We start from the raw sequence: 15,535 nt of genomic DNA, 5'->3' as shown, positions 1-15,535 counted from the left end.
CAACGCCATTCCCAGAACCCGAGCCAGGAGAACGCCGTGTCGATCCACGATTTCCCCCGCTATCCACTGACCTTCGGGCCCAGCCCGGTCCATCCCCTGCAGCGCCTCAGCCGCCACCTCGGGGGCGCCGATATCTGGGCAAAACGCGAAGACTGCAACTCCGGGCTCGCCTTCGGCGGCAACAAGATACGCAAGCTCGAGTACATCGTTCCCGACGTGCTGGCCAGCGGCGCCGACACGCTGGTATCCATCGGCGGCTACCAGTCCAACCACACCCGACAGGTGGCGGCCGTCGCGGCCGTGCTGGGGATGCGCTGTCACCTGGTTCAGGAACGCTGGGTGGACTGGGAGGATCCGGTCAACGACAAGGCGGGCAACATCCTGTTGTCACGGATCATGGGAGCCCAAACTCAGCTCGACCCTTCGGGATTCGATATCGGCATCCGCCAATCCCGGGAAGACGCGCTCACCGCGATCGAGAACTCCGGCGCCAAGCCCTACCCCATCCCCGCCGGTGCCTCGGAACACAAATACGGCGGCCTCGGCTTCGCCAACTGGGCGTATGAGGTGGCCGCACAGGAGGATCAGCTGGGCGTGTTCTTCGACACCATCGTCGTGTGCACGGTCACCGGGTCAACCCATGCGGGCATGATCGCGGGGTTCGCCGCACTCGCCGATGCCGGCGGACGGCCACGGCGAGTGCTGGGTATCGACGCATCGGCCACGCTCCCAAAGACCACCGACCAGGTCACCCGCATCGCCCGGCACACCGCCCAGCAGATCGGCCTCGAACGCGACCTGCGCCCCGACGAGATCACCGTCCTGGAGGGCTGGGCGGGCGAAAAGTATGGCGTGCCCGTCGATTCCACCGTCGAGGCGATGAAACTCTGTGGGCGCCTCGAAGCGATGATCACCGACCCGGTGTACGAGGGCAAGTCGATGGCAGGCCTGATCGACCTCGTCAGTGACGGGACGATCGAGCGGAGCTCGAACGTCCTATACGCCCACCTCGGCGGCCAGCCCGCGCTGAACGCCTACAGCAGCGTGTTTCCCGGCTAGCTCGCGTACCCGTCGGCGACGTTCAGCGCCTCGTCGATGATCGAGAGTCCACGTCGCAGATCCTCTTCGCTGATGATCAGCGGAGGCGCCACATGCGTGCGGTTGAAGTGCGTGAACGGCCACAGGCCACTCTTCTTGCACGCCGCCGCGAAGGCGTTCATCGGCGCCGCGGCCTCACCACTGGCATTGAACGGCACCAGCGGCTCGCGAGTCTGCTTGTCGCGCACCAGTTCCACCGCCCAGAACAAGCCACGGCCGCGGATCTCGCCGACGCTCGGATGAGTCTGCACCCAGCGCTCCAGTTCCGGACGCACCACGCGCTCACCGAGATCGCGCACCCGCTCCAGGATCTTGTCGTCCTCGAACACCTTGATGGTCTCGACACCGACCGCGCAGGCCAGCGGGTGACCGGAGTAGGTCAATCCACCCGGGTACGGACGGTGATCGAAGCTGGTGGCGATGGCATCGGAGATCACCACACCCCCCAGCGGGACATAGCCGGAGTTGATGCCCTTGGCGAAGGTGATCAGGTCCGGCGTGACGTCAAAGGCGTTGATGGCGAACCATTCCCCGAATCGCCCGAAGCCGACCATCACCTCGTCGGCGATGAACACCAGGCCGTACCGGTCGCAGATCTCCCGCACCCCGGCCAGGTAACCCGGCGGCGGCACCAGCACACCGTTGGTGCCGACCACCGACTCCAGGATGATCGCGGCGATGGTGGGCGGGCCCTCCAGGTTGATCACCTGCTCCAGATGCTCCAGCGCCCTTTGGGTTTCCTCCTCCGGGGAGGTGGCATGGAACACCGAACGGTAGGCGTACGGCCCGAAGAAACGGACCACCGAGTTGTCGCCCGGGTCATTGGCCCAGCGGCGCGGCTCACCCGTCAGCGACATCGAGGTGGTGGTGCCACCGTGGTAGCTGCGGTATGCGGACAGCACCTTGCGGCGACCGGTGTGGTGACGCGCCATCCGGACCGCGTGCTCCACGGCCTCGGTGCCACCGTTGGTGAAGAACACCTTGTTCAGGGTTCCCGGTGCACGCTCGGCCACCAGGCGGGCGAGTTCACCGCGCACATCGTTGGCGAAGGCGGGCGCAATAGTGGCCAGCCGACCGGCCTGACGCTGGATGGCCTCCACCAGACGCGGATGCTGGTGTCCCAGATTGAGGTTCACCAGCTGCGAGGCGAAGTCCAGGTACTCCTTGCCCGTGTAATCCCAGAAGGTCGCGCCCGCACCACCGGCGATCGGCAGCGGGTCGATGGCCGCCTGCGCGGACCACGAGTGGAAAACGTGCCCACGGTCGTCGGCGCGAACCTGCGCCTCGGCCGCCGGTGCCTCGATCGGCGCGCTGGCGGGATCGATTCCGATGTGATTCTGGACGTCAGTCATTTCTGCTCCTCGGCTAGCAGCCCTTGAGAGATTTGGCGAGATGATCGGCCACGCCGCCGATCGGAATACGCTGCTGGGTCATCTCATCGCGGTCGCGAACGGTGACGGAGTCGTCTTCGAGCGAGTCGAAATCGACTGTGACGCAGAACGGGGTGCCGATCTCGTCCTGTCGACGATACCTGCGCCCGATGGCACCGGCGTCATCGAAGTCGACATTCCAGCTCTGCCGCAGCTCGGCGGCCAGCGCCTTGGCGCGCGGGCTCAGGTCGGCATTGCGCGACAGTGGCAGCACCGCGACCTTGACCGGAGCCAGGCGCGGGTCCAGGCGCAGGACGGTGCGGGTGTCCACGCCGCCCTTGGCATTGGGAGCTTCGTCCTCGTGATACGCATCGACCAGGAAGGCCATGAACGAGCGGGTGAGCCCGGCCGCGGGCTCGATCACGTACGGGGTGTAGCGGCGGTCCTCGGCCTGGTCGTAGTACGACAGGTCTTCACCGGAATGCTTTGCGTGCGTCGACAAGTCGAAGTCGGTGCGGTTGGCGACACCCTCCAGCTCACCCCACGGGTTGCCGCTGAAACCGAACTTGTACTCGATGTCGACGGTGCCGTCGGAGTAGTGCGACAGCTTCTCCTTGGGGTGGTCGTACAGCCGCAGGTTCTCCGGGTCGATACCCAGATCCACGTACCACTGCAGCCGGGTGTCGATCCAGTACTTGTGCCACTCGGGGGCGGTGGACGGCTCGACGAAGAACTCCATCTCCATCTGCTCGAACTCGCGGGTACGGAAGATGAAGTTGCCCGGGGTGATCTCGTTACGGAAGCTCTTGCCGATCTGGCCGATGCCGAACGGCGGCTTCTGTCGCGACGTGGTGACGACGTTCTTGAAGTTGATGAAGATGCCCTGCGCGGTCTCCGGACGCAGGTAGTGCAGGCCCTCTTCGGTCTCGATGGGGCCCAGGTAGGTCTTGAGCATCATGTTGAAGTCACGGGGCTCGGTCCACTGTCCCTTGGTGCCGCAGTCGGGGCAGACGATGTCGGTCATCGGGACCGACTCCGGGTCGTCGATTCCCTTCTTCTCCGCGTAGGCCTCCTGCAGGTGATCCTGACGGTGCCGCTTATGACAGTTGAGGCACTCGACCAGCGGATCGTTGAAGACCTCGACGTGACCGGAGGCGACCCAGACCTGACGGGGCAGGATCACCGAGGAGTCGAGGCCGACGACGTCGTCGCGGCTGGTGACGACGGAGCGCCACCACTGCTTCTTGATGTTTTCCTTGAGCTCGACACCGAGCGGGCCGTAATCCCACGCCGACTTGGTGCCGCCGTAAATCTCGCCGCAGGGGTACACGAGCCCCCGGCGCTTGGCGAGGTTGACGACGGCCTCGATCTTCTTACCGGCGGCGTTCGGCTTGGCGGCCACGATCTGCTCAGGCTCCTCTTGCAAGACTGCAGTAATTGACCTGAACAGCCTAAGGGCCGGACCAAGCGCGTTTTACCTCGGTGGCCGCAGCAGCTACTTCAGATGGTCCAGCAGGATGCCGTGGGGACCGAAGTACTCCTCGCGCCACTTCTCGAGCAGTGGGCCGTGGTCGATGTCGTCGGGATGGAATCCGGGCCACAGGTAGCTGCGGATCTTGGCCCAGAGCCCGGCGAACAGCGGCGTGCGGGGCAGCCTGAGAACGCTGCGCAGGGTGCGCACCGGGTGTCGCCAGGCCCAGGGATCGGTGACGATCGAGGCCAGCAAGATCACCGTCCTGCTCAGGAAAAGTCCCAGCGTGAGCGCCATGGCCGCGATCCGCATCCGCTCGGAGCCCCCGACGTGGCGGTACACGTCGAAGGCAACGGACTTGTGTTCCATCTCCTCGATGGCATGCCAATTGAGCATCGCTCGCACCTCGGGATCGGTCAGCTGCTGCTGGATCCACGCCACGCTGAGCACCTGCTCCCCGAGGATGGCCGTGAGGTGTTCGACCGCGGCCGTCACCGCGAGCGCGGATCGTGCCACCGGATCCGGCAGCCGGTCCCTGTTCTGCTTCATGCGCTGGACCAGCCGTGTGCCCATCCGGTCCATGAACCCCGTCGCCCAGTACCCGCGGCGCACCAGCTGCGTGTTGAGCTCACGGTGCTGGATGCCGTGCGTCATCTCCTGTCCGATGAATCCGGCGACCTGTTTCCTGAGCACGGGATCACCGATCTGACCGTCATAGCGGCGCACGGATTGGATGAAGAACTCCTCACCCGAGGGAAAGAAGCCGGACAGCAGGGCCACCAGATGGCTCATCGCGATATCGCCCGCGACGAAGTGGCGCCGCGACGGGGACGCCCCGTCGAACGTGAACGCGATCCGGCGGGTGTGCACAGCGCGTCCGGCGGCCGATGACGGACGCGGTTGCGGATTGTTCGCCGGCATCATTTACCTCGGTGGCTCGATGGGCAGCGCAGGTCCGCCGTATGGCGTCGGGATGGTGTACCGGCCGGGCGGCGTCGGGTCGGATCGTGCGCCTAGGTCAGCACCGGGCGGCGGCCCGGCCGTGTCATCCCCGGCGGGACGCGGGGCATTCTTGGCGCCCCGCACCAAGACGGCGGGATCGTCGTCGCGGCAGTACGTGTACAAGAAGGGTTCCGGATAGTCCGCCGAGGACGGTGGATGGCGAGGAGTGCCGTAGTCGCAGGCGTATCGCGGATACAGGTCGGCCGTCACCCATAGGCCGTGCTCATGCATGGTGCTGATGAACGCCTCCAGCGCTGAGCCGCGATAGGTGGGAAACAGGGCGTTCAACGCCGGTACCCGCACATACGACAGGTGCGCGTTGGTGGCCAGATTGGCCAGCAGCTGGACCATGGTGTCGGAGTTGTCGGTGAACAGGTTGTCGGTGGCCGCCAGCACTCGCGGGGATTGATCGATGAGTTTCCGGTAGCCGCCGTCCATCGCGTTCATGCCCGCCAAGGTGCTGCGCAGATTGCGTGAGGTGACCGCGATTCCACCGTTGACGTCCACCGCCGATGACAGCACCGTCCGGCTGTCCCTGATGGCGCTGACCGTTTCGGGAAGCACCGAATCCAGGGTGGACAGCAGGAACACCCCGCCGTTGACGATGTCGGTGAGCTTGCGGGGCCCCTGCGCGCTCAGGCTCAGTTCCGTCTTGATGCGCTCGATCTTGGCCGGATCCACTTGGGCGAGAACACCGTCGGCATGGGTCAGCAGCTGTGCCGGAGTGACCGGTATGGCGGTGCGGTCCCGGGCAATCACGTCTCCGCCGGACAGGAACGGGCCCGCGTCGGATGCCGCGGAGAAATCGAGATACTGCTCACCGGCCGCGGACAGCCCGGACACCCGCACCGCCGCCGACGCGGGGACGCGAACTCCGCTGTCGACGCTCACTGTCGCGTTGACACCGTCCCCGGTGAAGGTCAGCGACTCGACCGAGCCGATCCGCACTCCATGCAGCGTCACATCCTGGTTCGGCAGCAGACCTCCGGACTCGGCGAGCTGGATGGTCAGCGGGTAACTCGATGTCAGCGGCCGGACGTGCAGCACCTCCACCAACAGGTAGGTGACCGAAATGGCCAGGGTGGCAACGAGTGACAGTCCGCTTACCCATGCGCGGCTCATCGTCCGGGTCCTTGTACGTCGGGTCCCGGCGGCTGGGTGCCTTGCGCTTCGGGGCCCTGCCCGACGACGCGTTCCTGTAACCGCCACAGCGTGTATTTGAAGGTCCCCACGAGCTTGGCCCAGTCGTATCGCTTGGGGCCGTGCAATCCAGGATCTCCCCCGAAACCGGCATCCGGTATCGCGCCCAGCACCAGTCGGTCGATACCGGCACTGCCTGAGATGGCCGATCCTGCAGTGATTTTGATGAACGGCGCATACAGCCGGTTGAGCGAGAGCAGGCTGGTCTGTGGATCGAGCACCACGTCATTCCAGGACCGGGAGATCGCGTTGGCGTCGGCCACCACGCTGCGCCCGCTGGTGTCAGTGCCCGCGATGGACGGGAACTTACCCAGCTCGCGTGCGGTATCACCCAGCAGCAGCACCAGATCGGAGATCTGACCGGCATTGTCTTGCAAGGTCGCGGTGGCCGGGCCCGCCGCATGCAGCACCTCGGCAAGCCTCTCACTCTTGCCGTCGAGAACCTCGGCTAGGTGGGTCGTCTCGGTCAGGGCGGTATCCAGCTGTCCCGAGCGTGCGTTCAGCTTGCCCAGCAGCTCGTTGGACTTGCCGATCATCCGCCCGAATGCCTGGCCGTCCTGGCCCGCCGCCCTGCCCATACCGTTGACAACGTTGGTGAGGTTGTGCACCGCACCACCGTTCACCAGAATCGCCGCCGAACTGAGCACCGATTCCACCGTCGCCGCCGCACCGGTGTGGTCGATCGTGATGGTGTCCCCGTCGCCGAGTGTGGGCGCATTGGGTTGTTCGGGCGGCGTGACGGCCACGAAGACGTCACCCAGCGGCGTGGCCGTGCGCAACTGCGCCGTGCTGCCTACCGGAAGGGTGACATCGTGCCGGATGCGCAACGTGGTCACCGCACGGAAATCTTTGGCCGCCATCGATTCCACCTCGCCGATATCCGCACCGGCGAGCTTCACCTTGGCACGCTCGGGTAGGTTGAGCGCGTTCGCAAAGACTGCGGTCAGCCGGTATCCCCCGCCACCCAGGCCGGGGGCAGGCAGTGGCAGGTCGGCCAGTCCCGCAGAGGAACACCCGGCGCACAGGAACACCACCGCGACGACGATCGATAACTTGCGCCCCATCACTTCTGCCCCATCGCCGCGAGTCCGTCAAGCATGTAGGTGAGTCCGAAGTCGGGGCCGTAGTCCTGCAACGTCCCTGTGCTGCAGCCCAGTTGACGCAGTCCCATCAGATTGCAGATCTCCTTGGCCATCTGCCCGTCGAAGACCATGCGGTCGGCCAGGAAGTGGGCGCGTATCGCGCCGTTGCGTTGATCGATGGCGTTGTAGAGGTTGTCGGCCATCAACGGCAGCACATCGAAGAACTCGGCGACCTCCCGCTGACGGTCATACACCGACTGAATGCTCTTGTTGCCATTGGCAATACCGCGATGGATGGCATCCCGGTTGGCCTGCAGGATGTTTCCGGTCTGCTCGATCACCTCGTTGAACTGCCTCCCGGTACTGCCCGAACCGAAGTTCTCCCGGGCCAGGACATCGCTGAGCTGACGCACGGTGGAACCGAACTGGCGCAAGCTCGCATCGTTGCGGGCGGCCGCATCCAGCAGGCTGCTGACGTTCCTGACGATGGCGGTCATCTGCTCACGACTGTGCTCGCCACCGTCGGCGCCGAGCCGCAGGGCCCGCGATAACTCATCGAGCGCCGTCTTGATCCGATCACCGTTGCCCGCGGCCACACCGTCACCGGCGTTGAGCACCGCGGCGATGGGTCCACCTCCGGCGCCGTCGCCGTGCAGGGACCCGGAAAGCTTGTCGAGCATGCCGAGTACCCGATCGAATTCGACGGGAGTCTTGGTGCGGTTCAGTCCGATGGTGTCGTGGTCGTGCAGCACCGCCCCGCCGCGGTACGGCGGCGTCAGCTCGATCTGGCGGTCGGTCAGGATGGACGTCGAGAGAGTGACGGCCTGGGCGTCGGCAGGAATCTTGACCTGCCGGTCGACGGTGAACTGCACCTCGGCGTATCCGCCCCGGGCGGTGATGGTGGAGACCTGACCCACCGGCATACCCAGCACGGCCACCACATTGCCGGGGTACAGGCCCGCAGCGCTGTCGAATTGGGCTGTGAGCGTGATGGTTCCACCCTCCCCGGTAACGGACCATGCCGCCCCTGCCGTTGTCGCGACGAGGACAAGTCCCACACAGATCAGGAGCATCTTGCGCATCGTGGTCACTGGCAGTCCTTGAAGTACTGGAGCATCCCGAATTGCTTGGCGCGCCCGCTGATCGCACACATCCACGAGTCGATGAGTGCGCCACCCGGCGGGTTGCCCTCGATGGAGTTGCCGAGTCCGGTGGCGTTGGCGATCTCGCGAATGGGTACCGGGGCGATCTGGAGCAGGTTGCGCAACAAGGCATCCTGTTCGGCAAGCTTGCCGCTGAGTTCCTCCAGGGTCTGGATGACACCGTCGAGTGCACGGTGATCGCCGACCACGATGGTGCGCAGCGACGCCACGATGCTCTGCAGCGAGCGCATCATCGCGTGGAAGGCGGCCGAGCGTGCCACGAACTCGCCCACCAGCTCCTGTCCCTGCCGGATGAAGGTGCCGATATCGGACTGCTGGCGGCGCAGCATGCCGGTGACCTTCTCGGTGCTGGTCAGCAGCGTGCCCAGCTGTTCGCGCCGCTGCGCGATGACCGAGGACAGGGCGCGCACGTTCTCCATGGCCTGTGGCACCACGTTGGGCAGTCCGTCCAGCTGGGTGCCCAGGACACCCAGCGAGGAGGCAATGCGATCGGCGTCCACCTGCTCGAAGGTCCGGGTGGAGTCGGCCAGCGCTGCCTGCAGGTCATAGGGAACCTCGGTGTGCGGCAGGCTGATCCGTCGGCCATCGAGTGCCGCTGCGCCGGCGGGGCGCAGATCGACATAACGAGAACCGAACAAGGTCGTGATCTTGATGGCGGCCCGTGAATCGGTGCCGACCGGCACGTTGTCACGCACCCGGAAGGTGACCTCCACGCGATCACCCGACAATCGCACCCCGGTCACCGAACCCACCTGCACTCCCGCGACGGCGACGATGTTCCCCGGCCGCAGCGCGGCAGCCTGCAGGAACTCTCCGGTGAACTGCCGGTATCCGATTCCCAATTCCTTCACCAGCAGCAGAGCACCGATGAGCACGGCGACGACGGCCACGGCGATCACACCGAGCCAGGTCTTGTTGTAGGAGTCCAGCGGTCTCATCATTTAGCCACCGTCGCCTGCGTTCCGGCACCGCGCCGTGTGCTTGGCCTTACCGCCCGGGGTGGCTGCGTCGACGATGATCGGAACCACGTCGTTGAGCCCCGGGAAGAATCCGTACGCGTTCACGTCACAGGCGTAGGCGTTCATGTATGACCCCTCCCCGAACATGCGGGCCAGCCCCTTGAGGAACAACGGCGTGTTGAGTCCTGTGTAAGCGAGCTGCGGTTCGATGTTCAGCATGTGCCGGGTGTAACCCGGTTCTCGCGTGAGTAACTCGTGTACGGATGGATTTACGTCCTTCGCGATACGGGACAGGTTCCTGACCACCTCGGTCATCTTCCCGACCGAGGACACCAATTCGGGACGACGGCTATCGAACTGGCCGACCACCTGGCGGGTGGCGGCGATGGCGTCCTCGAAGTCCTTGTTCTGAGCGGCGAGGCTGCCCACCACGCTGTCCAGACTGCCGATCACATGGTCCAACGCATCGTCGCGGCCCGTGAATGTCTTCGTCAACGTAGATGTCTGGTCCACCAGCGTCGCGAATGCCGCGGTATCGCCCTGCAGCGACCCGATCACCGCCTGGGTGAGGTTGTTCACCTGAGCGGGGTCCAGCACCGCGAAAAGTGGCTCGTATCCGTTGAGCAGGGTACCGATGTCGAAGGAGGGTTCGGTCCGCTCGACCGGGATAACACCACCGGGCGCCAGCAAGGTTCCGGTTCCTGAGTGTCCCTGTGCCAGTGCGAGATATCGCTGACCCACGATGTTCTGATACGTCACCGATGCGGTCGTGCTGTCGGGAAGCCGCTGATTGTCCTGGACGGCGAAGCTCACCTTCGCGAGCGTCCCGTTGAGCTCGACACCCTCGACTCTGCCCACGCGAACCCCCGCGATCCGGACGTCGTCACCCTCGCGCAATCCGAAGACGTCGGTGAACATGGCCGCGTAAGGCACTGTGGAGCCCCTGACATCCCGGCGCAGCGTGACGTACACGAGCCAGGTGAGCGCCGTGGCCATCACCAGGAAGACGACCAGGCCGATGAGCGAGGCGCGTGTTGCCGTATGTCTCATCGGGCGCCTCCCTCGTTGTGCGCGTGCTGGTTACGGGTCACGGTCGTACCGCGGGCGACGGGCCCGAGGATCAGCTGATCTGCCGCTGTCGCCGGCTGCCCCAGAATTCGGCCCAGCTGGCCGCGCTCCTGCGCGCTGCCGACAGGTCCCACGTTCCCACCGAAAGATGCCGGTGCCACGGCGACGTCCCCAGGGTCGGCGCCGCCGGGTACCGGTGGCGCCGGCGTGAGCCACGACGGCACCGGCGGATTGGGATCATGCAGGTTGGGATTGGGGTTGACCAGTGGTGGCCCGACGGCGACGAGGTTGCCGTTGTCACCGACCACAGTTCCCGGCGGAGGCGCCAAGCCGGCCGGCGGATGATAGTTCTGCGGCAGCAATACCTCGGGCAAGTCCGGCCGCACCGCGATCTGGGGAGCGGTGAAACAGCTGGGCCCCTTGAGTTCCCCGTAGCGCGGGCAGTCTGCGCGGGTATAGCTGTAGGAGGGAGTGAAGGACAGGTTCACTCGGCCTCGGGCGGTCGCCAGTTCCGGGTCCCAGACTTCCTGGAAAAAGGTGTCCGAGAACTTGGTGATGCGCTGGGTGATCGGCACGAAGTGCTCGGCGTTGTCGGCCAGCACCCCCAGTACGGGCGTCAAATCGGTGGTGATCTGGATGATTTGGTCGGTGTGATTGTGCAGCGAATCCACCGTGGTGCCGGTGGTGTGCACCCCGGCGCCGATGAATGTACGCAACTGATCTCGCTTCTCGGCGAGAGTCTGCATGGGCTTCACGGCCTGATGCAGGGCATCCACCAGATCCGGCGCGGTCTGCGACAACCCGTGGGCAGCCTGCACCAATGCCGATACAGTGGAGGGCCCCTGGTCGGTCGCGACAATGGCGTTGAGCTGATCCAGTATGCGGTCGAGTTGCGCTGCGCTGGTGAGTAGTTCGGCCCGGCGGTGATCGGTGGCCGCGCCAACTGCGGCCAGCACGCCCAGGGATTGATCCTCACGTCCGCGGCCTCCGGCGGTCAGGATCTCGCGCAGCTTGTTGACGGTCGTCTGAAACAGCACGGTCGGTAGCCGGGTGTCCTCGGCGACATGCCCGCCTTCACGAATGGGTGCGCCGGGTCCGTGGTCGACGAGTTGCAGGGCCGAGACCGCGAAGACATTGCTGGGCACCACGCGGGCGGTGACTGTCCCGGGGATCGAGGTGGCGTACCCGTGTTTGAGCCGCACGTGTATCCGGTTGGGTTGAGTACCGGCCGCCGGGGTGACGCTTTCCACGGCACCCACAAGCACGCCGCGGTACTTCACATCGGAGCGCGGCGGCAGCCCGTCACCGACGTTATGGAGATCGGCGACGATGTCGATGTACCGGTCCAGCACACCCGTCGACTTGATCAACAACGCCGACGTGATGGCGACAACCGCGACCAACGCGGCACCTCCGCGCATCAGCAGCTGGCGACGGGTGAAGCGCACACCGTCCAAGTCGTAATGAATGCCAAGCTGATTCGTCACCTCATCCCCCGAACCTTGCACCGGAGTCCACACTCCACAGCGCCATGGTGAGCAGCATGTTGACGACGATCACCGCGGTGATGCTGGCGCGCATCGCGTGTCCCGCGGCGATGCCCACCCCTTCCGGCCCGCCGTCTGCGCAGAATCCGTAGTAGCACTGCACCGCCGAGGCTATCCAGACGAAGACGATGGCTTTGAAGACCGAGTAGGCGATATCCGTGCCGCTGGACAGCAGCGTGAAGTAGTGCAGGTACGGGCCCAACGAGCCGCCGCTGACGATGCTCACCATCACCTGGCAGGACAGATAACTGATCGTCAGGCATGCCACATACAGCGGGATGATGGCGACCACGGAGGCCAGCAGTCGGGTCGTCACCAGATACGGAATCGGCCGGATGGCAAGAGAATCCATGGCATCGACTTCTTCGGCGATGCGCATGGACCCGAGCTGGGTGGTGAAGCGGCAGCCCGCCTGCACGGCAAAGGCCAACGCGGCCATGATCGGAGCGAGCTCACGGGTGGTCACCAACGAGGAGATGACACCCGTGGCAGGACCCAGGCCCATCAATTCCAGGAAGTTGTAACCCTCGATAGCCACTAGGGCACCGGTGGTAATACCCAGCACCAGCACCACACCGGCGGTCCCACCGCCGACAACGATCGACCCGTTGCCCCAGGTGATATCGGAAAGCAGGCGCAGGAACTCACGCCGGTACCGGCGCAGCGCGATCGGAATCGCCAGGAAGGCGTGCAGGAAGAAGGTCACCATGTGGCCGAATCGCGCCAGCGGCCTCATCGCGGCATCGGCGCGGAAGGCCCCTGGAGACAACGTCACCCGGGGCTCCGCCAGGGTCGCGGTCACAGTACCCCCCGTGGGAACAACATGGTGTAGACCTGGCTGACCACAACGTTGACGATCATCAGGAGCAGCACAGATTCCACCACTGCCGCGTTGACCGAGTTGGCCACCCCGGTCGGCCCGCCGTGTGCGGCCAGTCCCTTCTGGCAGGCGATCACCGCCACGATCGCGCCGTACACCGCGGCCTTCAACAGCGCCAGTAACAGATCACCCGTGGAGGCAAACGACGCAAAGGTCGCGACGAAACTCCCTGGGGCACCGCCCTGTACGTAGACATTGAACAAGTAGCTGGCCAAGAAACCGACAAAGCAGACCACACCGGTCAGGCCAATACCGACAACGATCGCCGCGGCGAAGCGCGGCACCACAAGACGCCGCACCACCGATACCCCCATGACCTCCATGGCCGCCGTCTCCTCGCGCATGGTCCGGCACCCGAGATCGGCAGTCATCGCCGAGCCCACCGCCGAGGCAAGCAGCATCGCCGCCACCAACGAGGCGGCCTGCCGCACCACTGCCAACCCACTGGCCGCGCCCGCCAGCGAGGTGGCGCCGACCTGTCCTGCCAGCAGCGCGAATTGGATCGAGAGTGTTACCCCGATGGGCAGTGCCACCAGCACCGTCGGCATCACCGCCGTACCCGCCATGAAGGATGCCTGCCGCACGAACTCCGCCCACTGAAAGCGACCCGTCACCAGATCGACCGCGAAGTACCGCAGCGTATGCATGCCGAGTACGAACTGCTCACCCACCGTGGTGAGTGCGGCAATCGGATGGCGCCGCATGTAGTCCGCACTTTGATCACCCAGTGGGCGAACCACTTTGGATATAAGAGAGCGGACACGGACCTGCTGTTCCCGTGTCGTCATCGGGCCGGTTCACACCTCGTCAGCCGTTCAGTGGTCGCTTTCCTGCGCAGCTTCCCCGAGGATGTCTTGGGAATCCATCCCGCGGGGACCACATGGACATCGCGCGGGCTCACTCCCAGACTGCGGTAGACGCAGTCGGCCACCTCGGCCCGAATGCGTGCGCTCTCGTCGCTGTCGGCATGCAACGCAGACTCGGCCACCATCGCGAACCCCTCGCCCGCCGCAGCGGTGGACAGACGTACCGCGGCGACACCGCCCGACCTCACACCCGGGACGCCCGCGACCGACCGTTCGATGTCCTCGGGGTGCACGTTGCGTCCCGAAATGATCAGGATGTCCTTCTTGCGGCCGCAGATCACCGGCTGCCCATCCGCGGTGAGATACCCGATATCGCCCGTGGACAGCCAGCCCTGCGCATCGAGCATCGATTCGAATCCCGCCGCGGTGCGGTACCCGGCGGTGACGTTCTCCCCACGGATCTCGAGCTCACCGATCGCCCCCGTGGGCAGCACCGAGCGGTCCTCGGCCACCACTCGCACCTCACATCCCGGCAGCGGAAGCCCCAGCGCGACACGGGCACTAGCCTCTTCGCCCGGGGCCGCGACCAGATCGGGATGTGGGGGCAATACCTGGTAGCCCTCACCACGGCGCACAAAGGAAACCGCCAAGGTGGCCTCCGCCATCCCGTAGGCGGGGACGATCGCATCGGCCCGCATACCGAACCGGGCGCCCTCGGCCGCAAAGCGTTCCAGGGTGGCGACGTCGATGGCCTCGGCACCGCTCAGCGCGAAACGAAGCGAGGACAGATCGTAGGCACCGTCGGCCGCCTTACGCAGCCTGCGCGCCAGCAGTGAGTAGGCGAAGTTCGGTCCGGCAGTCATGCTGCCCCGGTAGGTGCTGATCAGCTCGGCCCACAGCAGCGGGTTGCCCAGAAAATCCATGGGCGTCACGCTGACGGTGTTCATCCCCCGGCACATCGGGACGATGAGATACCCCATCATGCCCATGTCGTGAAAGAGCGGCAGCCAGCTCACCACCACATCGGATTCCGGATCTGCACCAGAGGCGATGACCATCGCCCGCAGATTGGCCTCGATGTTGCGGTAGGTGATGCTGACCGCCTTCGGCGTTCCGGTGGATCCGGAAGTCAACTGCAAGAAGGCAATAGCATCCTCGCCGGTATCGATGATCTCCCCCGGTGCGCCGGTCGACAGGCCGGGCAACTCCAGGGCGCGGGCGCCCACGGCGGCGAACTGGTCCGCGGCCGCCAGGAACGGATCGCCTACCACCACGATCGTCGAGCCCACCGCGGCCAGCGCCTTGCCGGTGTCCTCGATCCACAGTTGCATGTCGGAGCGGTGCGTGGGCTGATGCAGCATGGTCACCGAGGCGCCGGACATCCAGATGCCCTGTACCAACGGCGCGATTTCCCCCGGGACACCGGCCAATACGGCCACCGCATCGCCGGGTCGCACACCCGCTGCCTGCAGGGAGCCCGCGATGTGCAGCCCCCGCTGGTGCACGTCGGCCCACGACGTGGTGCGCAGCTCCTCCAACCGCGAGGTTCCGTCGGGGTTGATCGGCGCGCAGGTGAGACCGCGCTCGGTGACCGCAGCACTGTCACGCAGTCTGTCGATCACCGGGTTCGTCGTTTTCACAGCCGGCTCTCCACCAGCTCGATCAACGCGCCGAGTGTCTTGCACTCGAAGACATCGTCCTTGGTCAGTTGAATACCGAAGCGGCCCTTGATCTCCGAAACTCCTACCGCGAACGATAGCGAGTCGAATCCGAGATCACCCACCAACTCGGAGAAGTCGTTGACATCCCCGGTGGGCATCTCGAGTTCCTCGGCGATGAACTCGATGAGGAACTCGCGGACTTCTGACGTGGTTTCCATTATTTCCAAG

At 65.4% G+C, this 15,535-nt stretch carries 14 protein-coding genes; 1 reads left to right on the top strand and 13 read right to left on the bottom strand.

Features of this window, described 5'->3' with window-relative positions; genetic code table 11:
- Window positions 1–36 precede the first annotated feature (36 nt).
- Window positions 37–1,059, top strand: coding sequence for a 1-aminocyclopropane-1-carboxylate deaminase (locus tag MSTE_RS08415; protein ID WP_096500412.1), 1,023 nt, complete (start codon window positions 37–39; stop codon window positions 1,057–1,059).
- Here the strand turns inward: MSTE_RS08415 and MSTE_RS08410 are convergent.
- From MSTE_RS08410 to MSTE_RS08350, 13 genes are all read right to left on the bottom strand, one after another.
- The gene (locus MSTE_RS08410) at window positions 1,056–2,450 is read right to left on the bottom strand and encodes an aspartate aminotransferase family protein (RefSeq protein ID WP_030095227.1); all 1,395 of its coding nucleotides are present in this window, start codon (window positions 2,448–2,450) and stop codon (window positions 1,056–1,058) included. The two genes, MSTE_RS08415 and MSTE_RS08410, sit on opposite strands and share 4 nt — an antisense overlap.
- Window positions 2,451–2,463: 13 nt before the next feature.
- Window positions 2,464–3,870 carry a glycine--tRNA ligase gene (locus tag MSTE_RS08405; protein WP_046253258.1) on the bottom strand — a complete coding sequence of 469 codons (1,407 nt, stop codon included), beginning with the start codon at window positions 3,868–3,870 and terminating at the stop codon, window positions 2,464–2,466.
- Window positions 3,871–3,963: 93 nt separating this feature from the next.
- A complete protein-coding gene (locus MSTE_RS08400; protein WP_096505621.1) occupies window positions 3,964–4,860 on the bottom strand; it encodes a metal-dependent hydrolase in 897 nt (298 codons plus the stop codon).
- 3 nt (window positions 4,861–4,863) lie between these two features.
- A complete protein-coding gene (locus MSTE_RS08395) occupies window positions 4,864–6,063 on the bottom strand; it encodes an MlaD family protein (protein WP_096500410.1) in 1,200 nt (399 codons plus the stop codon).
- Window positions 6,060–7,205 (bottom strand): MlaD family protein, encoded by a 1,146-nt coding sequence (locus tag MSTE_RS08390; RefSeq protein WP_096500408.1) that lies wholly within the window; start codon window positions 7,203–7,205, stop codon window positions 6,060–6,062. The genes MSTE_RS08395 and MSTE_RS08390 overlap by 4 nt, the downstream gene beginning before the upstream one ends.
- The gene (locus MSTE_RS08385; protein ID WP_162291599.1) at window positions 7,205–8,296 is read right to left on the bottom strand and encodes an MCE family protein; all 1,092 of its coding nucleotides are present in this window, start codon (window positions 8,294–8,296) and stop codon (window positions 7,205–7,207) included. The genes MSTE_RS08390 and MSTE_RS08385 overlap by 1 nt, the downstream gene beginning before the upstream one ends.
- Before the next feature lie 14 nt (window positions 8,297–8,310).
- Complete coding sequence (locus MSTE_RS08380) at window positions 8,311–9,327, bottom strand: MCE family protein (protein ID WP_096500404.1); 1,017 nt, start codon at window positions 9,325–9,327, stop codon at window positions 8,311–8,313.
- Window positions 9,328–10,395, bottom strand: a complete 1,068-nt coding sequence (locus MSTE_RS08375; RefSeq protein WP_096500402.1) for an MCE family protein — start codon at window positions 10,393–10,395, stop codon at window positions 9,328–9,330.
- Entirely contained in the window at window positions 10,392–11,921 is a 1,530-nt protein-coding gene (locus MSTE_RS08370) for an MlaD family protein (RefSeq protein WP_162291394.1), read from the bottom strand. The genes MSTE_RS08375 and MSTE_RS08370 overlap by 4 nt, the downstream gene beginning before the upstream one ends.
- Window positions 11,902–12,696: an MlaE family ABC transporter permease gene (locus MSTE_RS08365; protein ID WP_096505617.1), complete on the bottom strand. Its 795-nt coding sequence runs from the start codon at window positions 12,694–12,696 to the stop codon at window positions 11,902–11,904. The genes MSTE_RS08370 and MSTE_RS08365 overlap by 20 nt, the downstream gene beginning before the upstream one ends.
- Window positions 12,697–12,758: 62 nt before the next feature.
- The gene (locus MSTE_RS08360; RefSeq protein WP_193442083.1) at window positions 12,759–13,487 is read right to left on the bottom strand and encodes an MlaE family ABC transporter permease; all 729 of its coding nucleotides are present in this window, start codon (window positions 13,485–13,487) and stop codon (window positions 12,759–12,761) included.
- A 137-nt stretch (window positions 13,488–13,624) separates the two neighbouring features.
- Window positions 13,625–15,286 carry a fatty acyl-AMP ligase gene (locus tag MSTE_RS08355; protein WP_096500398.1) on the bottom strand — a complete coding sequence of 554 codons (1,662 nt, stop codon included), beginning with the start codon at window positions 15,284–15,286 and terminating at the stop codon, window positions 13,625–13,627.
- The gene (locus MSTE_RS08350) at window positions 15,283–15,525 is read right to left on the bottom strand and encodes an acyl carrier protein (protein WP_030095215.1); all 243 of its coding nucleotides are present in this window, start codon (window positions 15,523–15,525) and stop codon (window positions 15,283–15,285) included. Before MSTE_RS08350 ends, MSTE_RS08355 begins: the two co-directional genes overlap by 4 nt.
- Window positions 15,526–15,535: the final 10 nt, after the last annotated feature.

This window comes from [Mycobacterium] stephanolepidis (assembly GCF_002356335.1).
Taxonomy (GTDB): Bacteria; Actinomycetota; Actinomycetes; order Mycobacteriales; family Mycobacteriaceae; genus Mycobacterium; species Mycobacterium stephanolepidis.
Note: the sequence above shows the minus strand (reverse complement) of the source record. Positions and strands in the feature narration are given on the sequence as shown.